At 65.1% G+C, this 20,754-nt stretch carries 19 protein-coding genes and 2 pseudogenes; 9 read left to right on the top strand and 12 right to left on the bottom strand.

Annotated features, from left to right (window positions below; all coding sequences use genetic code 11):
- Window positions 1-184 precede the first annotated feature (184 nt).
- Together AC5Y4D_RS25305 and AC5Y4D_RS25300 are read right to left on the bottom strand one after the other, a co-directional pair.
- Window positions 185-607, bottom strand: coding sequence for a hypothetical protein (locus tag AC5Y4D_RS25305; protein WP_500038524.1), 423 nt, complete (start codon window positions 605-607; stop codon window positions 185-187).
- Complete coding sequence (locus AC5Y4D_RS25300) at window positions 607-2,325, bottom strand: MFS transporter (protein WP_500038523.1); 1,719 nt, start codon at window positions 2,323-2,325, stop codon at window positions 607-609. Before AC5Y4D_RS25300 ends, AC5Y4D_RS25305 begins: the two co-directional genes overlap by 1 nt.
- A gap of 109 nt (window positions 2,326-2,434) precedes the next feature.
- Between AC5Y4D_RS25300 and AC5Y4D_RS25295 the strand changes: the two are divergent.
- From AC5Y4D_RS25295 to AC5Y4D_RS25275, 5 genes and pseudogenes are all read left to right on the top strand, one after another.
- Window positions 2,435-3,327 (top strand): annotated as a pseudogene (locus tag AC5Y4D_RS25295) (sigma-70 family RNA polymerase sigma factor).
- Window positions 3,328-3,376: 49 nt separating this feature from the next.
- Entirely contained in the window at window positions 3,377-3,799 is a 423-nt protein-coding gene (locus AC5Y4D_RS25290; protein WP_500038522.1) for a nitroreductase family deazaflavin-dependent oxidoreductase, read from the top strand.
- Window positions 3,796-4,167, top strand: coding sequence for a DoxX family protein (locus AC5Y4D_RS25285; protein WP_500038521.1), 372 nt, complete (start codon window positions 3,796-3,798; stop codon window positions 4,165-4,167). The genes AC5Y4D_RS25290 and AC5Y4D_RS25285 overlap by 4 nt, the downstream gene beginning before the upstream one ends.
- 301 nt (window positions 4,168-4,468) lie before the next feature.
- Window positions 4,469-4,927, top strand: coding sequence for a hypothetical protein (locus tag AC5Y4D_RS25280; RefSeq protein WP_500038520.1), 459 nt, complete (start codon window positions 4,469-4,471; stop codon window positions 4,925-4,927).
- A gap of 159 nt (window positions 4,928-5,086) precedes the next feature.
- Complete coding sequence (locus tag AC5Y4D_RS25275) at window positions 5,087-5,266, top strand: DoxX family protein (protein ID WP_500038529.1); 180 nt, start codon at window positions 5,087-5,089, stop codon at window positions 5,264-5,266.
- 362 nt (window positions 5,267-5,628) lie between these two features.
- On the opposite strand, the gene AC5Y4D_RS25270 is transcribed toward AC5Y4D_RS25275, so the two are convergent.
- The 3 genes from AC5Y4D_RS25270 to AC5Y4D_RS25260 all read right to left on the bottom strand — a co-directional run bounded on the left by AC5Y4D_RS25270 (window position 5,629) and on the right by AC5Y4D_RS25260 (window position 7,916).
- Entirely contained in the window at window positions 5,629-5,769 is a 141-nt protein-coding gene (locus tag AC5Y4D_RS25270) for a hypothetical protein (RefSeq protein ID WP_500038519.1), read from the bottom strand.
- An 826-nt stretch (window positions 5,770-6,595) separates the two neighbouring features.
- Complete coding sequence (locus AC5Y4D_RS25265) at window positions 6,596-7,429, bottom strand: M56 family metallopeptidase (RefSeq protein WP_500038518.1); 834 nt, start codon at window positions 7,427-7,429, stop codon at window positions 6,596-6,598.
- A gap of 118 nt (window positions 7,430-7,547) precedes the next feature.
- Window positions 7,548-7,916, bottom strand: a complete 369-nt coding sequence (locus tag AC5Y4D_RS25260; protein WP_500038517.1) for a BlaI/MecI/CopY family transcriptional regulator — start codon at window positions 7,914-7,916, stop codon at window positions 7,548-7,550.
- Between the two features lie 598 nt (window positions 7,917-8,514).
- Between AC5Y4D_RS25260 and AC5Y4D_RS25255 the strand changes: the two genes are divergently transcribed.
- Together AC5Y4D_RS25255 and AC5Y4D_RS25250 are read left to right on the top strand one after the other, a co-directional pair.
- Window positions 8,515-9,501, top strand: coding sequence for a Mu transposase domain-containing protein (locus tag AC5Y4D_RS25255; protein ID WP_500038516.1), 987 nt, complete (start codon window positions 8,515-8,517; stop codon window positions 9,499-9,501).
- Between the two features lie 335 nt (window positions 9,502-9,836).
- Window positions 9,837-10,625: pseudogene (locus tag AC5Y4D_RS25250) on the top strand (uroporphyrinogen-III synthase); the annotation flags it as partial.
- A 551-nt stretch (window positions 10,626-11,176) separates the two neighbouring features.
- On the opposite strand, the gene AC5Y4D_RS25245 reads toward AC5Y4D_RS25250, so the two are convergent.
- The gene (locus AC5Y4D_RS25245) at window positions 11,177-11,590 is read right to left on the bottom strand and encodes an anti-sigma factor antagonist (protein WP_500038528.1); all 414 of its coding nucleotides are present in this window, start codon (window positions 11,588-11,590) and stop codon (window positions 11,177-11,179) included.
- Window positions 11,591-12,152: 562 nt separating this feature from the next.
- Between AC5Y4D_RS25245 and AC5Y4D_RS25240 the strand changes: the two genes are divergently transcribed.
- Window positions 12,153-12,767 (top strand): hypothetical protein, encoded by a 615-nt coding sequence (locus AC5Y4D_RS25240; protein WP_500038515.1) that lies wholly within the window; start codon window positions 12,153-12,155, stop codon window positions 12,765-12,767.
- Window positions 12,768-13,193: 426 nt separating this feature from the next.
- Window positions 13,194-13,874 (top strand): YoaK family protein, encoded by a 681-nt coding sequence (locus AC5Y4D_RS25235; RefSeq protein ID WP_500038514.1) that lies wholly within the window; start codon window positions 13,194-13,196, stop codon window positions 13,872-13,874.
- Between the two features lie 208 nt (window positions 13,875-14,082).
- Here the strand turns inward: AC5Y4D_RS25235 and AC5Y4D_RS25230 are convergent, their stop codons facing one another.
- From AC5Y4D_RS25230 to AC5Y4D_RS25205, 6 genes are all read right to left on the bottom strand, one after another.
- Window positions 14,083-14,490: a DUF4189 domain-containing protein gene (locus AC5Y4D_RS25230; RefSeq protein WP_500038513.1), complete on the bottom strand. Its 408-nt coding sequence runs from the start codon at window positions 14,488-14,490 to the stop codon at window positions 14,083-14,085.
- A gap of 644 nt (window positions 14,491-15,134) precedes the next feature.
- Window positions 15,135-16,532 carry an NADH-quinone oxidoreductase subunit N gene (locus AC5Y4D_RS25225; protein ID WP_500038527.1) on the bottom strand — a complete coding sequence of 466 codons (1,398 nt, stop codon included), beginning with the start codon at window positions 16,530-16,532 and terminating at the stop codon, window positions 15,135-15,137.
- Between the two features lie 21 nt (window positions 16,533-16,553).
- Window positions 16,554-18,044: a complex I subunit 4 family protein gene (locus AC5Y4D_RS25220; RefSeq protein WP_500038526.1), complete on the bottom strand. Its 1,491-nt coding sequence runs from the start codon at window positions 18,042-18,044 to the stop codon at window positions 16,554-16,556.
- Window positions 18,045-18,046: 2 nt separating this feature from the next.
- A complete protein-coding gene (locus tag AC5Y4D_RS25215; RefSeq protein ID WP_500038512.1) occupies window positions 18,047-19,894 on the bottom strand; it encodes an NADH-quinone oxidoreductase subunit 5 family protein in 1,848 nt (615 codons plus the stop codon).
- Window positions 19,891-20,193 (bottom strand): NADH-quinone oxidoreductase subunit NuoK, encoded by a 303-nt coding sequence (locus tag AC5Y4D_RS25210; protein WP_500038511.1) that lies wholly within the window; start codon window positions 20,191-20,193, stop codon window positions 19,891-19,893. The genes AC5Y4D_RS25215 and AC5Y4D_RS25210 overlap by 4 nt, the downstream gene beginning before the upstream one ends.
- Complete coding sequence (locus AC5Y4D_RS25205; protein WP_500038510.1) at window positions 20,190-20,753, bottom strand: NADH-quinone oxidoreductase subunit J; 564 nt, start codon at window positions 20,751-20,753, stop codon at window positions 20,190-20,192. Before AC5Y4D_RS25205 ends, AC5Y4D_RS25210 begins: the two co-directional genes overlap by 4 nt.
- Between the last annotated feature and the right edge of the window lies 1 nt (window position 20,754).

Genomic DNA, 20,754 nt, shown 5'->3' with positions numbered 1-20,754 from the left:
CAGATCTGGCGCTTTGAACCCGAGCCCCTACTCGAGGTCCGCGCCGATACTTCATACCGCCAAACTCCACACCGTGCGGCGGTGGCGGCCAACACTGCCGCCGAAGACGCACCGAACAGAGAGATTCAGGTGTCGCCACCACAAGCACTCAAACCTCTAGCGCCTGTCGAGGTTGGAAGCGAGGTCAGCTCGCCGCAACTCGCCATCCGAAGAGCAACAGCGCGACCGCGACGAAGCGGACCGCGATGTTGACGACCAGTACGGAACTGACGCCGGAATTGCTGAGGTACACGATCTCCAAGAGGCCGGTGGCAAGGTGGAATACCACAAGGGTGGCCACGATGAGGCGCAGGGCTGCGGTGTCGGTCAACCGGGCCGCACCCAACGAGAGCAGAGCGATCGCCAGCTCGGCGGCGGCGAGAAAATACGCGAGGAGAAAGCTCTGTTCCTTCAAAGAGATGCCTACGGTCGCAGGGATCGCGGCTGGCGCTGCGGCGAGCACGAGTGCGGCGGCGAGGGTCACCAAGCCGTGAACAATAAACAGCACTCGGAGCAGCCGGCGACCGCGTTGCGCGAGGACGTTGGCTTCATCTGCGGCGGGCGGCATCAGGGCTGGTCCTTCGCGAGGTGTATGCGGGTCGGCAGGGCGATCACGCCGGCGAACACCGCAGCCAGTATGGCGATGCCGTACCACAGGGTGAGGGCGAAGCTGGTTATGAAGTTATGGGCATTGGCGTGCAGCCCGGCTGCGTTAAGGATCTGTTGGAGTTGCTCGCTTGCGGCGTCGGATGGGCCCGGTGGGGTGCGGCAGCTTTCAGGTATCACGGTGGGGTCGCTGGAAGCGGACCGGTCGCGGATGCAGGCGCGGAAGCGATTGACGATGTCGTCGTGGCCTTGAGCAGGAATCCCGGCGGCGGAAAGGTGGTGGCGCAGTTCGGGGGTGACGGTGTCGACGGCGCGTCCGGAGTTGTTGTCGAGCAGGGCGAAGAACACCACGCCTACGAGTGCCACACCCAGGGCCATGCCGACCTGTTGGGTGGTGGAAAGTACACCTGATGCTGATCCGACGTCGGCGGCGGGGACGTCGGTGAGGATGAGGTCGACGATGGGTGCCACGACGAGGCCGAACCCGAAACCCGTCACGGCGAGCGGGGCGAGCATCTGTGCCGAGGTGATCGTCGGGCCGTAGTGCGCGGCCGCCCACAGATACCCACCGAATCCTGTGGCATTGATTAACGCGCCGGCCATGAGCACGCGGCGCCCGAACCGCGGTACCAAGAATTGCACTGACAGCGCCGAGCCGGTGGCGGCGGCCACGGCGAACGCCGACGCGGTCAGACCGGCGCGCAGCGGCGTCCAGCCCAGCCCGATCTGCAGGTACAGCGTCCAGACCAGAAAGAAGCCGCCCAAGGCGATCCAGAACAATCCCCACACCATCATCCCGGCGGTGAACGCGCGAATTGCGAACAGGTCCAACACGATCAGCGGTGACCCGACGGTGCGCAGGCGCCGCCGTTCATAGCCGACGAATACCGCGGCGACCGCAGCCGACCCCACCATCAGCGCGTAGATCCACCCGGGCCAGCCCAAGCTGCGTCCCTCGGTGAGGGGATAGACCAGCAGCATCACAGCGGTGATAGCCAGGATCGTGCCGATCGGATCGACCCGGTTGGCAGTAGACGAACGCGATTCTCGGACAAAGTAACCCACCGCGGCGATGGTGATCAGTCCGACCGGGACGTTGACCAGGAAAATCGGACGCCACGTCAACTCGAACAGGTTCCACTGCACGAGGATCCCACCGAGGATGAGCCCCAACACCGATGCTGCGCCTAATACCGCCCCCCAGATTCCGAGTGCCTTAGGACGTTCCTCAGGTGGAAAGGTGACGTGCATGATCGCCAGGACTTGCGGGATCATCAGTCCGGCCATCGCGCCTTGGACCCAGCGGGCGCCGATCAGCACCGCCGGGTCGCCGGCGATCCCGCACGCCAGCGACGCGGCGGTGAAGCCGATCAGGCCGATCTGCAGGATGCGGCGGCGGCCGACGAGGTCACCGAGGCGGCCACCGGTGATCAACAGCGCCGCGAATCCCAGCACGTAACCGGAGACGATCCACTCTACCTCGACGTAGGCGGCGTTCAGATCGCGCTGGATGGTGGGCAGCGCGACGTTGACGATTGTCACATCGACCAGATCCATGAACCCGGCGATCAATAGGACCACCAATGCCAGCCACCGCCGCGGATCCACGACTGCTGTGGTGCTGCTGTCGAGATGATTCTCAATCCTAGAGGCGGTGTGACGATCGCTGACCTCAGGCATCGTGTACTCCTCACCGGCTCAGGAACCAACCCCGCAAGTCCGGCTGTCACATCCGCCGGGTTTGGTTCGTCGTAGATATGACGGATCACGACGGGCGGAATATGACGAGATGACACAAGAAAAACAGGGACAGGCCAAGCGGTTCGAGGAGCACCGCCCGCAACTACGGGCGGTGGCTTACCGGATGCTGGGCTCGTTGACTGAGGCCGACGACGCGGTTCAGGAGACGTGGTTGCGTTGGGACCGCACCGACACCACCGATGTGCGCAATCTGGGCGGCTGGCTGACCACGGTCGTCGCGCGAATATGCCTGGACATGCTGCGGACCCGCACGGCGCGGCGCGAGGAACCGCTCAAGCCCGACCTACCGATCCTTGATGGGGCGGGGTGGACTGCCGGGCCGGATCCGGAAGAGGAAGCGGTGCTGGCTGACTCGGTGGGGCTGGCACTGCTGGTGGTGCTGGAAACGCTGGGACCGGCCGAACGGCTCGCCTTTGTGCTGCACGACATGTTCGACTTACCCTTTGCCGACATCGCCCCGATCGTAGGGCGGACGCCGAACGCCGTGGCTCAGCTCGCTACCCGGGCCCGGCGGCGGATCCGCGGCAAAACCGCCTACGCCGGTACCGACCTCGCGCGCAGCGCCGCCTCGTCCAGGCCTTCCTGGCCGCGGCGCGTGACGGCGACCTCGCCGCCCTGGTCGCGGTCCTCGACGCCGAAGTGGTGCTGCACGTCGACCGCACCGCCGCGGGTAGCGATGCACCGCTGACGGTGCGTGGGGCGCGGGCGGTGGCCGCCGGCGCGAGCATGTTCGCCGATAACGCCCGCCACGCCCAACTGGTTGTCGTCGACGGCGCGGTCGGTCTGGTCGTCGCACCGCACGGGCGGCTGCAGACCGTCCTTCTCTTCGGGTTCGCCGCCGACACGATCGTCGAACTCGACGTGTGTGCCGATTCGCAGCGACTACGCCGGCTCGACCTGGCCGTCCTTGATGCCTCATGACCCCACCCGTGACCTGGATAGGCCTGCACCCCGACACCCGGAGGTCGATGTGACGACGAACCGCTTCAAACACGGGTTCCTGTGGCTGCTTAAACACACCCTGAACCGGGTGACGAGCCGGGCGGCGCGCACCGGCGGCGGCCCCTTTTCGCTTGTCCGCCACGTCGGCCGCAAGACCGGCAAGACCTACGAAACACCCCTCATCGTGGCCCGCGTCCCCGACGGCTTCGTCGCCGAACTCACCTATGGGCCCGATGTTTCGTGGTATCGCAACATCGTGGCGGCCGGCAGATGCGTAATCGTCGTCAAAGGCACCGAACATCACATCGACGGCATCGAGCACTACCCGGCCGAGGCCGCAATCCGCGCGTTCGGCTATCCCGCGGCACTCATCCTGAAAGTGTTGCGTCGCCACGAGTTCCGGTTCCTGCACGAAGCACAGTCAATCCCGGTCATGACGGAGGTGCGATGAACACCCTGCTGTGGATCCTGCAGTCGATTCTGGCGGCCACGTTCGCCGCGTCGGGAACTGCGAAGTCGATCATGACGAAACAACGCATGATCGCGACCGGGCAAACCGGTGTGGCGCCCTTTCCGTTACCGATCATCAGAATGGTGGCGGTGCTCGAAATCGCCGGCGCGCTCGGCCTGATCCTGCCGTGGCTCACCGGTATCGCGCGTTTCCTCACCCCGTCGGCCGCAGCGGGCTTGGCCGTCGTCATGGTGGGTGCGGCGGTCTCACATTGGAGCCTTCGAGAGTACAAGCAGGTCTTCGGGGTCAACCTGGTGCTCTTCGTCATGCTGGGCATCGTTATCGTAGGCCGCTGCGCCGAGCTGTGACGTCCGCGGATACCGCCGAAAAGCTCACGCCGCACATCGATTTCGGTGGCATCGATGATCGGAAGGCGTGTCGATACCGGGCCGAACTCTGCTGACGCAAACACACGGCCGCATGGTGATGTGGTTTGAATCAGGCGCCGCCTGCCACCGACGGTCACTTTTACTCACTGCGTTCCGTCATATCCATGTGAGGCGTAGCAACCAGGTGCGATCAGAAGTGAGAATGGCGCGAATCACCACGCGTTCTTCGGACAATCGTGTACCTCAGAGCCGCGCGGCACGCGTGGTTGAGGCGACCGCCGTGGCTTCCACGTCGGCGTTCGCCGGCGGCGCGCTGCTCAGTCAGACGGTCATCGTCCCGCGCTGGCGGGCGATGGATCCTGAAATGTTTCTGTCGCAGTTGGCGGTCGACGGACTGACCACCGGAGCCACGGTGTTTCCGTTCGAGGTCGCCTCGGTAATGCTGTTGGGTGTCACCACGTACTCGATGATCAAAAGGCACCGGCCAGCTCGTGGTGTGTGGGCTCTGGCAACCTCGGGAATGGTCGGAACCTTCCTGCTGCTTCCGGTCTACTTCCTGCCCGCCAACTTCGCCATGCTCGACCCGACCTTTCCGGCCGAGGCCGTGCACGCCGAGCTGACCACCTGGTACCGCTGGAACTGGGTACGCGCCGGCCTGGGCGTTGCGTCGGCCGTCCTGGCCTGCGCTGCCCTCACCGCCAGCCGCGGTGAGGGTGAAAGACGTTGCGTGACACGGTGATGCCGAGACGGGGTACGACATGGCTGTCTCCACGAATTCCCGAACACCTTCCGCGCGCAACAAGTCGATCGCGTACTGGATGGCCACCGGCCTGCTGGCAGCCGAGCTGGCGCTCGGGGGATCTGGGATGTCGTGCGGATACCGTTGGTGCGCGAAGCCATGCTTCACCTGGGCTATCCGATCCACTTGCTGGTGATCGAGGGGTATGGAAGCTGCTGGCCGACGCTGTACTGCTTGCACCGCGGTCCGCGGGTCAGAGAGTGGGCCTACGCCGGGTCATTCTTCGTCTTTTCAGGAGCGATCGCATCGCACATAGCTGCGGGTGAAGACATGCACTAAGTGTGGTTCTTTTCCGTTTTTATCCTGCTGATCGTCGCATCAGGGGCGCTGCGTCCGCCACTACGTATCCTGGGCCGGAGCGCCGCCGCGGGAAATACATCGCGACGCAGCAGCGCACTTTGGGCCATGAGCGGCGATGACCGCGACGATGTCAGACTGGCAATGTCAACTTGGACTGGCCCCGGTGTGACGGGGCGGTGTGGCCTCGGGCGGTGGGTGTGGGTTGACGCCGTCAGGCCCAGAAGATGCCGGTGGGGTCTTGGTTGATTTCGGTGAGCAGGTCTTTGATCTGCGCCGGGGGTCCATGCCGTTGACGGTGTTGGAGGCGTCTTCCGATCACGGGCCCGGCGCCAAACGGATATTCACTCGTGTGTTACCGCGAGGGCATGGGCATGGGCATGCTCGGCATTGAGGATGTGCTCGGCATTGACGGCATTGACGGCATTGACGGCATGTTGGGCATCGGGCTCATCGTGGGCATCGGAGCGGTCGAGCCCATACACGGCATCTTTTTCATATCGTCCTTCACGGTCTTCATCTGTGCTTGCATGGGTGCACAGCAATCCTTCGTGGCGGGGTGCCAGCTTGAGGGTGCGAACAGCAGAAACAGACCGGCTGCGACGATGAAAATTCCGACCGCGATCCCGGTGACGGCGAGAGCCGGGTATAGCCAGCGTGTCCTAGCTGGGCGCGTAGTAGGCGGGTCAGTGGCGGCTGCATCTGTGACGGGTTGGTCCGGAGTGGGTTGGTCAGGGTCCAACATGGTGAGTCCTTCTAGGTTGTGCCGATTGATTCATTACTGCAGTACTTCGTAAACCTATTTCCGCGGTGCGTCCGGGGCGGTGACCGCTACTGTCAGGCGGCTGGACGGAGGCAGGTAGCGCGCGACGTCCTGGGGTGCAAGCCACGTGGGTTGTGGTCATATGCCCTACGCTGACTCACCGGGGGAGAGGCATTCCAGGGCTGCTCACATGCCGGCACAGCAGGGCGGGGGAAAGAGGAGAAGGTACACGCCGGCTGCGATGATGAAGATGCCGACTGCGATACCGACGATAGCGAGGGTTTGGTAGAGCCAGTGAGACTGAACGGGGGTGCTGGGTGCGGTGATTGTCATCGGTTTCCTTAGGGTGGGCACAGTGTCGTGACGTACTATACTACTTAGTAGATTAGTATGTTGTCGATCCGTGGGTGTCGCCGTTTGCCCACCGGAGTTCGGAGGAGTTAATGGGGGAGGAGCCTACTTAGCGTCGTTGATCTGCCGCCGCGATGCGCATCCCAAACCCTATCGAGGGGACCAATTTTCAGGTGTGTGCACACCGATGATCACTTCTACATTCCACACATCAGGACGCCCGAAGCGGCCATTGCCGCGATCATGAGGGGCGCGGCAACCATGACCGCGATGAGGCTAATCAGTGCTGCGCGAGCTCGAGCTTGCGCAACGTCTCCCGGTGGCATCGCTAGCCGTTCGACGCGCGCCAGCACGGCCACATCGGCGGCCGCCAAGGCCCCGGCCGGTGTCGCACGGCACATGGTAATCAATCCAGACAGCAACACATCCGAGCCGTGTCGGCGGGCCGAGGCATCGTCGGCGCACATCTCCAGCAGGCGTGAGACCTCGGTGGCGCCTTGGTGCATCAGAGTCAGCTTCGGGAAGACCGCGGCCAGACCGCGCAGCGCGGTGACCGCCACAAAGTGGTGTCCGTCCAGGTGGGCCCGCTCATGGGCAAGCACGGCGGCCAACTGCCGATCATCGAGTGCGGCGAGGGCACCGCTGGTCACCACGATCGCCGGCGGCCGACCCGAGACACAGTAGGCGACCGGCGCGTTGGCCTGCACTACCAGATAGGCGTCTGCGTTGTGGTGTCCAACCAGACGCACGGCCGCGGCATGCGCGTGGGCCCGCGCACGCATCCGCGCTAAGGTGCTGGCCAGTCGCACGCTGCAGACCACGGCCAGCAGCACCAGTGTCACCGCGATGACTCCCAGCGTGATCGGCGCCACCCCTACGCTGTCATTCACGATGACATGCAGCCACTTCAGACAAGAGTGGACGAGCACTCGCGGGTAGTGCCAGTGGATGACCAGATCGACAAGGATCATCCCCGCTGCTGCGAACCAGCTCAGCAACACCGTGCCGATTGCGATCAACCACGCCGCCACCCCCCACCGGGGTACATGTCCATGTCGGGTCAACTCGCCCAGCAGTGGCGGTCCCGCGATCAGCATGGCAACGCTATACGACAGAAGACAAATGGCGACGCTCACCGCTGAGCTACTCTCACTTCGATCGCCGCCGCAGGGCAGCACGCAATCGCGCAGATTCCTCGGGGCCGATCTGAGCGACGAAGTGGTGCAGCACCAGGTCAGGGTGGCCGCCGCCGTCTAGTGCCTCGCGCATCAGGCGAGCGCTGTGCTGCTCGCGGGACAGAGTAGGCCAGTACTTGTAGGCCTTGCCGTCACGTTCTCGCCTCAGCCAGCCCTTGGTGTGCAGGTTGTCCATGGTGGACATCACCGTCGTATAGGCGATGGTGCGTTCGGCCGCAAGTTCGTCGAACACCTCGCGCACCGTAGTCGGGGTGACTGGGTCGCGGCTCCAGATGCGGTCCATGACGACCGCTTCCAGCTCTCCGAATCCTCGAATCCTCAAAGCGGCCTCCCGAGGTGGCGGTGTCGGTCGTACGTCGTGCGCCTGAAGGCGAGGGAGATCGACTACCGGACGAGTATTTTCTCCGTACGTAGATAGTAATGCAGGCGCGGACACCACGCAGGGCCGCCGGTACGCACCAGCTGGTCCGCTTACGTCCTTCGAAATCGGCCACCCGTCCAGCCACATTTCTGTGCCCACTCCGACACGACGCCACACCGAAGTGTCCGCGGAATGACGACACCAGCCGGGCTCACTATGCACGCCAACCGCCGGGGCAAACCCACCCGCGGAAGTGCTCGGGACGGGTCGCGGCGCACTCTCTGTTGCGGCGGCGCGTTCAACACACGGCCGGTGCAGATGTCGACGCGCCGGACACCAACGCCACAAACATCAATTGCGGGCCAGCCCGATGCTATCTACTATCTCTGTACATAGGTAGTAGATTTTTGCGAACACGGCGCTCGCCGTGGCGAGGGAGGACAGTGGGCAAGGCCCCCAGGGGCAGCGCCGAGAGCGACGAAGGCGCCTGCCCGTCGCCGATGGGCTGCCGGCGATGATGGTTCGTGGCGAGTGTCCAACTCGGCCCCCGCAAAGCAGTGTGGCGTGGGAGACGATGGCGGTCGAGGCCGAGCAGATCACAACGTGGCTCGATCAGGGCTCGACGCTCACAACGGTGCACGGTCTGCTCAGCAGACGCGGCGCCCTGGTGCCGTATCGGGCACTGCGTCGCTACGCGGCAGAGCAATTGGAGGTAGGACGAGAGCAGGACATCCTGTCGGTGTCAGCTTGCGAGCCCGGGTGCAAGGTGCAAGTCGTTCTCGGTCGGCTTGGCATGCTCACCGATGAAACAGACGGGCGGCGCCGAGTTGTGCACGGCCTGATCTTCACCGCGGTGCACTCCCGACACATCTTTGCTTATCCCCTGTACCGACAGACGCCCAGCGAGGTGATCGCGGGGTTTGAGGCCGCCTGGACATTCTTCGGAGGAGTGTTTGCCGTGGCGGTGCCCAACAACATCGCGGCCATCGTCGACCGTGCCTACGCGACGGGCCCGGCACTCAACGACGTGTTCCGCGATTACGCCCACACGCGGTGCTTTACGGTGACCCTCACCAGGCTGCATGACATACCGTCGGTCGAGCACAACATTTCGTATGTGCGCTCGAGTTTTTTTGCTGGCGCGCCATTCCGGGATCTCGCCGACTGCCGGGGACGAGCGAAGCACTGGTGTGCTGAGGTGGCCGGAATGCGGGTGCACAGCACCACGGGATGGCGCCCCGCCGAGGTTTTCGCCGCCGACGAGCGACCCAAGCTGAACCCCGCACCGGGCGAAGCGTTCGACATCCCGACCTGGACCCACCCCAGGGTCGCCCCGGACGGGCATGTGCAAGTCGCCAAGGCTTTCTACAGCGCGCCTGGTGACCTGGTCGGACGCCAACTAGACGTTCGCGCCGATGCGCGCACGGTGAAACTGCACTGGCGCGGCGAGCTGATCAGGGTCCATGACGTTGCGGGGCTTGGCCACCGGCGCACCCACCCCGCTGACGGCTTGCCGAGGCGTCGACTTACACGATGCGCGACCTGAACGCCGCGCAAACTATCGGCGTCGGTGTTCAGGCACCACGCCGGTGCGGTGCTAGATGGCGCCGTGGCGCGACCGGTCGCCGCGTTACGCCGACCTGGGGCCCGAGTTCGCCGCGAAGACCAGCGGGTCGTGATGTTCTTGGGTTTGTGACCAGACACTGGCCGCGGTCAGCCACATCGATCCGTTACGGGCCAGCGGTGACACCGTGCGCCAGCACCGGAGCGCCCCGTAGGACCGCCGCTGCAAAACAGGTTTTTGGTTCGTACGGCCGCTGCCTCGACGACGAGTCGCGCTGCGCGACGTTCTATGACGTGGGGTGAGCGGTGGAATCGTTGATACCGCCGGCAAGGCAACCCTTGGCGGGGTTCACTATCGGGGTGACGGCGGCACGCCGGTCCGAAGAACTCATCACCCTGCTCGAGCACTGCGGTGCCATCGTTGTGCATGCCCCGGCCATCCGGATCATCCCGCTGTGCGACGACACCGGATTACGTTGCATTACCACGCTTCTCATCGACCAACCACCCGACGTGCTGGTCGTGACCACCGGCATCGGCTTGCGCAGCTGGATCGAGACCGCGCACGGCTGGGGTGTTGGCGACGACTTGATCGCCGCCCTCGCCTCGACGCGTATCCTTGCGCGCGGACCGAAGGAGCGCGGGGCCCTTGGCCAGGCCGGGCTCTGCGAGGAATGGAGTCCAAAATCCGAGGCCTCTGAAGAGATTCTGGACTTCCTCCTCGCCGGCGGGGTAGCCGGACGGCGCATCGCGGTGCAGCTGCACGGTGCGGCTTCTGAGTGGGAGCCTGACTTGGACATCTGCCGTCCGCTGACTTCGGCAGGCGCACAGGTCATTAAGGTGCAGGTGTATCGCTGGGAATCGCCCGAGGACAACCGGGCCATGGATCGGATGATCGCGATGATTGTCCGTGGCCAGCTCGACGCGGTGAGCTTCACCAGCGCCCCGGCGGTGGCGTCGATGCTGCAGCGCGCTGAGGAGATCGGCTGTGTCGAGCAGCTCGTCGCCGCGCTGCGCAATCAGGTTGGCGCGATAACGACCAATGTGAATTCGAGACGCACCTGGCACACTGCCCGGCATGCCGCCAAGCCATCGATGAACTGTCTGCATGCCGGCCCTGCTTGCGCAGCTCGACGGCACCGAGCCAGCTGACCGCGCTCACAGAGTCCGTGCCGTCGAGGATTCCGCCGCAGCTGCGGACGTTCTTACTGGCGATCATGCGTTGGCGCCGGCACCGTGCTCGACTGATCGCCGGGATGGCCGCGGCCGCCGCTGTAACGGTCGCGATCATCGGTTTGGGCGCTTTCACGGCTATTCACGAATCTTTCGCCGCCGCAGTAATGCTGCCGATGGTTAACAGTGGCGGTTGACACCTTCCTGGTCCGCCATCTGGTGCCGGAAGTGTCGGCGCGCGGCGCCGAACTGCACCCCGATCAGGCCATCCGCGACGGAAACCAATTCACGACTGGTTGGCGGACTACCCGAATTTGCAGCGACTGTCCTGTCCGGGGAACACAGCGCCGCCGAGTTCGAGGGGGGCGCTAAAAGCCCTGCTCGATCGGTTCGGGTCGCTGGCATCACGGCGTTGAGGCCGCGGATTCCCCCGGCGTCGCGGTGCTCGGCAACCGCCCTTCGCGCAGCTGGGCGCCCACACCTTCTCATCGGCGAGGCCAGCGAGGCCAGCGAGGCCAGCGAGGCCAGCGAGGCCAGCGCGATGGCAGTGGAGGTGGGGTTGGCCGCATGGTTGACGGCTCGACAGGCCCGGTTTGCAGGTGCTCATTCAGTGCCGCTTTCACGTGCGGATACAGCGGCAATTCGGCCTCGAGGCGGACCGCGGCAATGATGCGGGCCACGATTGGCTGGCTGCTGACCAGACGCAGCTCGATGCCCTGGTCGCGGCAGTGTTCTGCGGCCTCGACCACGACGCGGAAGGCACACACTGCCATGAAGTCCAGTTCATTGGTATCGATGACTAGAGCGCCCGGTGCGGCGGTAGCGCGCGCGGCCTCGCGTACCAAAGATCTCCACGTCCTGACATTGCTCGCGTCGATCTCCCCGCTGGCGTACAGCATTACCGCCGAGCCGCTGCGCGCCGTGGTAGCTCGCAACATGCGATGACCCGCGCTCATATTCGGCTTCGCCCGTCGCTGAGGCACACAGGCGGAGCAAACAGTTCAATGCAGCCCACCAGGTCCTCCCTAGGCGCGCGATGCAAAGTGGTAGATGCTCGCCCCTGCGCTTTTCAAGGGCCGGACCCGGGTGTGATCTCACCAGGTGGGGTTGATGTTGTAGGCGCGCGTCCGATTACCGTACCCCTGAAGGGTTTACGAGGTGACGCGTTTCCGGTTACCGTACCCCCGAAGGGTTTAAATTTGTACGGTGTCTGGGTTTGTTGTCGGGGAGGGTGACGACGTTGGTAACCGCTCGGACGAGAGTGTTGATCGCGGGCCATGGGAGTCGATCCCAAAGCTTGGTGGTCTCGGCAGACGCTGCAGCACACAGTCGCGACGAGCATTGTGGGCCTCAGCACGTACTCGGGCAATGAGTAGAGTGATGCAATTTCAGAATCGGCCAGCCTACGGAATCCGCCCCGGGTGGCGACTCGAGAGCCTAGCCCCTCTCGCTGATCCCGTAGTGGAAAATCTCTGCGAGGTCGAACAGGCCGTAGCCCAGTCCATCACTGGCTATTGCCACGACAACGCTGTGGCAATCAGCTTCGTTCGCGGCGGCCACGGATGGCGTGAATTTACCTTCTCAAGCGGCAACGTCATGCCGTATCGGTGGGCGATGGTTCTACGCGACTTTCGTTGCGCCGCATGCGGATACGACACCTGGGATGAAGCATACAGAGTGGAGGACCGGGTGTGGGTGGCTGCGGGCAATGTGCGCGGCCGACTTTGTATCAGCTGCCTTGAACAACGATTGAACCGACCACTCACACCCTGCGACTTTGTCAGTGACGACGACAGCCACATGAACCGACCAGCTTCGCCGCGGTTGACCGACCGCCGAAATCGTCCGCAAGCCCCGCGACCGAACATTCGCTTCGACGCCCCGATCGGAAGCGTCGACCTGTGCGCTTTTGACGACGCAGGCAACGCCTATGAGATCTTGGCGTGCCCGGACTGCCTGCCCTGGCGTGCAGAAGTCGTGCGCGATCCGCGAACAAATGAAATCCTCATTCGTGAGTGGCATGCAGTCGATTGCGAGCTGTTTCAGGAGCTCATCCGCGATGACCAGCTCCGCTGATCCCAACCGACCACCTGACCAACTGCCGCTAGCAACGGCGTGCAAGGGCAATCACAAACCGCAGGCAGAGAGTGAAGCGTTTTTTATCGGCGTTTCAGCGCCGCCGCGGAGCGGGTTGAGCGCTGAACGACCGGTAGGCCGTGATGGCCGTGCGGTGACCGAGACCGATGATGGAGACCGCGACGACCGAACCTGCGGTCCGGCACGGGTAGCCTCGCAATTGACTGGGTTGCCTCCACCGGCTTGTTGTTGCGTGACGGCTCCTTTGCGCGAAGCGGTTGCGCAGTCGGCAGACTGGGTGTCTGCACTGGCCGCGGGGCCAGGCGGCACCGCTGTATCAGCCCTCGGGCTCGAAGCGGCAGATCCAAGTTGGCGTAAACACCGTTGTGAGCCCGCGCCGCAACGATCATCGGACGAAAGCGACCCATGCCCCCGACTGTGGACCTACAGACTGAGGATTCGCGAGCGCTTGTGCTTGGCTACAGCGGACTACTGGCCGCCGTCGCTGGTTGGATCAACTCGGTGGCGTTGCTGGTCTGGGTGTATCCGGTGGGCAACCTTACCGCCTTGACCACAAAGATCGGCCAGCACACGGTCAATTCGCTGCTGCACCCGGGTGGCATGATCGTGGCGATCGTGGCCGGATTTCTGGCCGGCGTCATGGCGGCCGGTACGGTGCTGGCCGTCGCAGATGGCCACACGGGCCTGCGCCACGCCACGGTTCTGCTCGCCGAGGCAGCGCTGCTGTTGGCCGCCGCCGGTATCGAACATCCCTTGATCAGGGCGCCGCTGGCCGCCGCCGCGTGCGGGCTGCAGAACGGGCTGACATCAAGTTTCCCGGGGATGGCGATCCGCACCACGCACTTCACCGGCACCATCACCGACCTCGGGCTGCTCGTGGCGCGCAGTCACCGGCATGGACTGGACAAGTGGAAGGCCGCCACTCTCACGACGACCGTGGTGCTGTTCGTCGGCGGTGCCGCCGCTGGAGTGATAGTGGGCGGCCGCATCGGCGACCATGCGCTGATCCCAGCGGCCGTCGCGTGCCTGACATTCGCGGTCGCTAATCTGCTGCATGACCGCAGACGTCGCACCTCCGGGGCTTGAGCGGCGCCCCCCTCCCAGCCTCCGGTCCGCCATCGTGTCGCGTCACGTTTGCGGTGTCTGGGCTTCACGCGCCATGTTTCGGTTAGGTCGCCGCCCCGGCCCCGCCCACCTCAGGATGTCCGACAGAGACGCCTTTTCCGCGAATCCGGTGCTCTCGTGCGACAGCGACCCCTTCTGTGGTCGTTTCTCGGCCCGGTTATCAGAGTCCCTACGGGTGGTTGCACGCCCAGTTCACAATCTGGCCGCCACCCAGGCTATCCAAGGCGGCTCGTTCTGCCGCGGCGCGCGTGAGGCCGGTCGCCCCTTGAAATTTCGAGCCGTCGTAGGCGACTGCGCCACATCGGGTGAAGCTGCTGAGGACTGTGCAGCTGCTAACGCCGCACTCCCTGAGGGCCGTTATCTCCGCGAGCGATGACGACACCTTCCGGCGTGCGATGCCGACCTCGCCGGTGGGTGCATACGCGATCGCCCCGTAGAAGATGCGTGGAGGGATGGGCAGCTCGGGGATCGAAACGTCATGGGCGCCTGCGGTTGCCACCAGCGTGACGCTTGTCGCGGCAACAGCGGCCAACCCGGCTACACCAAGCGCGGCTCGACGTATGAGTTTGGTTGTCATTTCCTTGCTCCTTCCCAGAGATTGTTCTTCTGGTCCAGGTTCAGCATCCCACCCATGTACCCGACCGGGGTAGGGTACAAAGTCCTCTCCTAATCCGAGCAGCGATCACCACGACGGCTGTGTCGCACAGGATCCGGCAACGAATACACCGCAGGTGAATCCGCCACCAGCGCTGCCTCCCGGTACCGCATATGGCCGCGCACATGCGTAACGGGGGGCGCAACCGCACCATCGAGGAGCCCCCTTCGGGGTCGAAAGCACAGCTGTTTGGGCCCGCACCGGACGCCTCTATCTACTAGTTCTGTACGTAGATAGTACTTCGGTTGGCGGCGTTTTGCCACAGATTCGACGGCCAGGTCCGGGCGGGACGTCCGTGTGGACAGATTGATTCTAGATCGTGTGAGGAGTCAGCGCGCAGCGATGCACGTCGTCGACGGCGCCTTGCGCTGCGAATACACTCAGCGCGCTGCGGCGGTGAGCTGGCTACGATCCGGCTGAAGTTGGTCGGCCAACTGCCCAGCCCCGCATCGAGTTTGCGCGTAAGGGAATGGCAGATCAGCTGATTCTGTCGGCCACGGCCGCAGTCACTACTGACGACGGTCGCAACTGCACCGATTTCCGCCGTCGCGGAGCCATCTGTTCGTTTACCGTGTCGGGGCCGCTGCAAGCACGTCCCAGAGCGGTCCTGCGGTAATACCGAGTGCGAGGCTTAGGCCGGCCGTGATCACCGCGCTGCCGGTAGACCAACCCCCGGGGATGAATTCAGTTGCGCTGTCTGGCTTTCGGAATACCGGGACGATCCAGCGCAGGTAATAGAATAAGCTCAGTAGGCTGTTGGCGAACACCGCCACGGCCAGCCAAGCTTGACCGCCATCCCACGCAGCCGTGGCGGTGGTGAGTTTTCCGACGAAGACAGCGGTCGGTGGGGTGCCGACCAGGCCGAGCAGCGCTACAACTAATGCTCCGGCCAGCCAGGGCCGCGCTCGAGCCAGGCCGCGGTAATCGTTGAGGTCACGCCGATCGGGCAGCGCGGTGCTGACTGCGAACGCGGCGCTGTTGGTCAGGGTGTAGCCGACCAGGTAGAACAGCAACGACGTGAGGGCGAGCTGGCTGCATCCGGCGACGGCGACCGGCACCAGGAGATAGCCCACCTGACTGACCGTCGACCAGCCCAGGAGTCGACGGGGATCCTGCTGCCCGTAGGCGGCCAGGTTGCCCAATGTCATACTCGCGACGGCGAATACCGCAATCAGCATCGGCCACGCCACCGTATGGGGCAGGACGGCAGCGAGGCGGTACAGCGCAACCAGGGCGCCGACCTTGGGAACAGTGGTCAGGAACACGGCGGCTACACCGTTGGCGGCTTGGGCGGCGTCGGGCACCCAGAAGTGGGCGGGCACGCCGCCGGCTTCGAACATCAACGCCGCCACCACGGCTACGACACCGGTGGCCGTGACTGCGGCCGGTGCGCCGCCGAGTGGGGCGGCGAGCTGGTCGTAACGGGTGACGCCGGTGATCCCGTAGAGAACGGCGACCCCCGCCAGCAGGGTGATGCTGAACAGGGCGCCGATCAGGTAGGTCTTCATCACTGCCTCGGCCGCCAGCGCGGAGCGCAGCAGACCGATCAGTCCGTAGAGCGGGATGCTGGCGAGCAGGTAGCCGACTGCCAGGACGAGCAGGTCGTTGCTTCCGGCCAGCACCAGGATGCCGGAGGTGGAGAACAGTAGTAGCGCGTAGGTTTCGCTTTCTCGGGTCGCTCCATCGATCTCGTCGCCGGCTATCGCGAGCACGATGAGCGCGCCGACTGCCGCGGTGATCCGCGCGACGCCGGTGGCGGTGTTCAGAGCGAAAGCACCCTCAAACGCGGTCTGATCCGGTGCCGACATCGCCATCGTGGCGACCACGATGGCACCGACAAGGGTTGCCGCTGCAGCGATTCGGGTCCACCACTGTCGTGGCCGGGGCAGAAATGATCCGCCGGTCAACACCAGAAGGCCGCCGCTGAATATCAGCATCTCCGGCAGCATCAGCAACGGACGCATCCCGGTCTCGGTGTTCACCGACTATCTCCCGAGGAACCCGATAAGCGTGCGCGAGGCCGGCTCGATCACATCCAGTAGCGGTCGCGGCAGTATGCCGATGACGACTGAGAGCGTGAGAAGCATCCCTGCCGAGCCGATTTCAGCGGGGCGTAGATCTACAAAGCCCTGCGAGTGGCCTCGGGTGTCGCCGGTGAAGAGGCGTTGCAGGGCACGCAGGAACAATGCTGCGGTGATCAGGACCCCCGGCAGCGCGACCGCGGTAAGGGGTGCCGCGGCGATGCTGCCGGTGAAAATCTGGAATTCGGCGATGAAGCCGGAGAATGCGGGCAACCCCAGGGACGCGAACGCGCCGACCGCAAACATCGCAGCCAGTTTCGGGGCGGGTGCGGCCAGACCGCCGTAGGCGTTCATGTCGTAACTGGCGGCGCGGTCGTAGAACACCCCGGCGAGCAGGAACAGCGCCCCGGTGATCAGGCCGTGGCTAACCATCTGGGTGACCGCGCCGCTGATCGCCACCGCTCGCGCGTCGGCGGTACTGGCCGACACCAGGCCGGCGGCACCGACTGCCAACACGATGTAACCCATGTGGTTGACCGAGGTATAGGCCACCATGCGCTTGAAGTCGCTCTGAGCCAACGCCACAAGGGCACCGTAAAGAACCGATACGACGCCGACGCCGATAATGACCCAGGCCCAGGCGCGCCAGGCCTGTGGCAGCATCGGCATCGCGACTCGCAGGAACCCGTAGGTACCCATCTTCAGCAACACCGCCGCCAGCACCGCCGAGCCGATGGCCGGCGCATCGGTATGGGCCGGAGGAAGCCAGGTGTGGAACGGAACCGTCGGGGTCTTGACCGCCAGACCGAGCAGAATCGCCGCCAGCACCAGCCCCCCGGCCAGTGGGCGACCGGTCAGCGGCGCGGCGGCGACCAGTTCGAGCATGTCGAAGGTGTGCGGCCGGGCGGCGATGTAGAGGCCGATGAAGCCCACCAGAAGCGCCAGTGACCCCAAAAAGGTGTAGAGGAAAAACTTCAGCGCCGAGCGGCCGGCATCACCGTGACCCCATCCGGCGATCACGAAGTACATCGCCACGATCGACAGGTCGAAAAACACGAAGAACAAGATCAGGTCCGCGGCGACGAACAGACCCAGGCCCACGCTCTGCAGAAACAGAAACAGAGCCGCCTGCGACCGGGTCCGGTCGCGTCCGCGCAACCCGTAGAGCGCACAGGCCAGGAAAACGATTGCGGTCATGAGGACCAGCGGCAGGGACAAGCCGTCGACGCCGAGGTGGTAGCTGCTGTTGACTGCGGGGATCCAGCGGGCCCGTTCTTCGAAGGCCAGCCCGTTGGGGCCCGGTGTCTGGTAGCGCACCCACACCAGCACCGTCAACGCCAGATCGACGGCGCTGAACCCGACCCACACCCAGCGGGCCGCCGCGGCGGCGCCGCGCGGCAACGCCAGCACGCCTGCTGCGGCAGCCAACGGCAGAAAAACGATCAGACTGAGCACTTTCACCCCACCGCCACCAGAAGTAGGACACCCAGCCCAACCACCACCACCGCCGCCAGGTAGTACTGGTGCAGCTGGCCAGTTTGCGGCCTGCGCGCCAACTCGGCGAACTGCCGCGTTCGCCTCGCCACCGCCTGCACCGCCGCATCGACACCGCGGTCATCAAAGCCGGCCGCCCACCGGCCAGCTCGCAGCGACCCGGCGACCACCCCGTCCACAGCCCGGTCCAGGACGTGGTCGTCGAACCGGGCCAACACCGCAGCAAGGCGCATCGTCGGGGCGACGACCACCGCGTTGGCGATCTGCTCCAGGCCAAGCCATTCGGCGGCCCATCGGGGTTCGGGCACCCCCCAGCGCATCACTGCGGCCACCACAACAAACGCCAACAGCGCTGAGGCGCCCAGTTCGGGCGCGCCCGGGTGCACGGTCGGCCCGTTATCGAGCACACGGCTCCACGACGGCGCGACCGGGGGCAACGCCAACACCCCTGACACGGCGGCGCCGGCGGCCAACACAACAAGAGGCAACCGCTCAAAGGTGTGCAGCGCGTGATGATCTGATGGTGCCGGCTCACCATCCGAGGACGGTGTGCCCCACACGGTGAGAAGGATTTTCCCCGCATACGCCGCGGACAACGCGGCGGCCACCAAGCCGGACGCATACAGGCCTACCGAGTGGTCTAGGGCAACCGCGAGCACCGCGTCCTTCGTCGCCCACAGCGACAGCGGCGCGATTCCCGCCAACGCCACGGCGCTGACGGTGGCGCACCAGCCGACCAGCCACCACCGCCGGGCCACCCCGCGCAGCTGCTCAAGCTGTTTGGTGCCCAGCAGCGAAAGCCAAGCCCCGGCGGCCAGAAACAGCCCGGCTTTCGTCAAAGCGTGCGCGATCAGCTGCGCAGCACCGCCACTGACCGCACCCACCCCGGCTGCCATCACCACGAACCCGAGCTGCGCTGCGGTCGACGCGGCCAGCAACTGTTTGAGATCGCGTTGGGCCAACGCGACCGCGCCCAGCAGCACCGCCGTTGCCGCGCCGACCCAGGCCGCCACTTCCGCGGCCCATCCGGTGGCCGCCAGCAACGGCTGGGCGCGCAGCAACAAGTACGCACCCATGGCCACCATCGCCGCAGAGTGCAGCAACGCGCTGACCGGGCTGGGGCCCTGCATCGCCCGCGAAAGCCAGAACGAGAACGGCAGCTGCGCCGCCTTGCCCAAGGCGGCGCACAGCACCCCGAACGCAACAACGTTGCGCCACAGCGCGGTTGCGTGAGGCAGCTCTGACAACGCCAGCCCGGCGCCGCCGGCCAGCGCCGCGCCGGCGGCTAGATAAAGCCCCAGGTCCCCGGTGCGGGTCGTGACGAAGGCAGTCAGCCCCGCAGACATCCGGAAATCATCGCGCCACCAGAAGCCGATCAACGCATAGGACGCCGCCCCCATCACCTCCCACGCCAGCAGCAGCGCCGGCAGCGTCGCGGCAGTCGCCGTCAGGACCACGGCCGAAGCAAACAGCAGCATCCAACCATGGAATCTGCCCGCAGCGACCGCAATGTCGACGGTGGCGAACATCAGCACCAACAGCGTGACGACCGCGACGGTGGGAAGCACCACCCCCGACAGGGCATCCACGGACAGTGCGAATTGCCCCCCGGCGACGAAAACGACACTGAGGGCGGGTCGGGTAATAGCCACCACAATCGACAGCACCACCACCATCGCCGACGCCGCCACAGAGATCCAGGCCGCGCACCGATCGCCGCAACGGGCAAGCAGCAACACCGCGCCGGCCACCGCCGGAAGCAGAATCAGCAGCCACAGCGCCAGCTGCGGTAACACGCTCACCCCGTTCATCCGGCCAAGTCTGCGGCCATGTCGGTCATGTCGGCGCTGCGCTCGCGGTGCAGCAGGGTGGCCACCGCGAATCCCATCGCCATCTCCACCGTCATGGCGGCGATGATCACCAGCAGCAGCACCTGTCCGGCCGGCGCGGGTGCCGAGAACCACCAAAAACCGCCGGCCGCAAGGATAACGGCGTTGATCATCAACTCCAGGCCCATCATCACCATCACCACAACCTGCTGCGAGAGCGCGCCGTAGAGCCCGACGCTGAACAGCGCCGCGGCCACCAGCAGGACGGTTTGCAGCGTCATCGCCCGACTCCGCCGGGTTGGGGATCGCGGACAGGTTTGCCTTCGAGGTCATCGCCGAACCGGTCATAGCGGGTGCGGTGGGCCGCCAGGACGATGGCGGCAACGATGGTGGCCACCATCACCGGGCTGATCACCGCCATGGCCAGCATCTGGGGACCCATCAATTCCTCACCGAGCGCGACCGTGACGTGCGGCGGCGGTGCGCCGCGCCGCGCCGGCCAGTCGCTGAGCAGAATCCCCGCCGCGAGCACGACGAAGGTCCCCACCGCCGCGGCCAGCGCGCGTCGCTTATCGTGCACCATGCTCATCGGCATCAACGCCGGATTCATGCCCATGAACATGACCATGTAGACCGCCATCACCGCCATCTCCATCACCATCATCAAAATCGTGACGATGCCGATGTAGTTCTGCTGCAACAACAGCACCGCGACGCCGACGGCAATGAACGAAACGGCCAGGGCATAGGTGGCTCGGGCCATCGAATTGACGATGAACACGGCTGCCCCGGCCACGACGGCGACGGCGGCGGTGACCCAATAGACGATGTCAACGATCATG

The organism is Mycobacterium sp. NGS67, from assembly GCF_059812185.1.
The sequence above is the reverse complement of the archived record's forward strand: the minus strand, read 5'-3'. Positions and strand labels throughout refer to the sequence as shown.

Excerpts from the sequence above, each read along its gene's own strand:
- AC5Y4D_RS25305 (WP_500038524.1), bottom strand. The coding sequence starts at position 607 with ATGCCGCCCGCCGCAGATGAAGCCAACGTCCTCGCGCAACGCGGTCGC.
- AC5Y4D_RS25300 (WP_500038523.1), bottom strand. The coding sequence starts at position 2,325 with ATGCCTGAGGTCAGCGATCGTCACACCGCCTCTAGGATTGAGAATCAT.
- AC5Y4D_RS25285 (WP_500038521.1), top strand. The coding sequence starts at position 3,796 with ATGAACACCCTGCTGTGGATCCTGCAGTCGATTCTGGCGGCCACGTTC.
- AC5Y4D_RS25275 (WP_500038529.1), top strand. The coding sequence starts at position 5,087 with ATGCTTCACCTGGGCTATCCGATCCACTTGCTGGTGATCGAGGGGTAT.
- AC5Y4D_RS25245 (WP_500038528.1), bottom strand. The coding sequence starts at position 11,590 with ATGCTGTACGCCAGCGGGGAGATCGACGCGAGCAATGTCAGGACGTGG.
- AC5Y4D_RS25235 (WP_500038514.1), top strand. The coding sequence starts at position 13,194 with ATGCCCCCGACTGTGGACCTACAGACTGAGGATTCGCGAGCGCTTGTG.
- AC5Y4D_RS25230 (WP_500038513.1), bottom strand. The coding sequence starts at position 14,490 with ATGACAACCAAACTCATACGTCGAGCCGCGCTTGGTGTAGCCGGGTTG.
- AC5Y4D_RS25225 (WP_500038527.1), bottom strand. The coding sequence starts at position 16,532 with ATGCGTCCGTTGCTGATGCTGCCGGAGATGCTGATATTCAGCGGCGGC.
- AC5Y4D_RS25215 (WP_500038512.1), bottom strand. The coding sequence starts at position 19,894 with ATGAACGGGGTGAGCGTGTTACCGCAGCTGGCGCTGTGGCTGCTGATT.
- AC5Y4D_RS25210 (WP_500038511.1), bottom strand. The coding sequence starts at position 20,193 with ATGACGCTGCAAACCGTCCTGCTGGTGGCCGCGGCGCTGTTCAGCGTC.
- AC5Y4D_RS25205 (WP_500038510.1), bottom strand. The coding sequence starts at position 20,753 with ATGATCGTTGACATCGTCTATTGGGTCACCGCCGCCGTCGCCGTCGTG.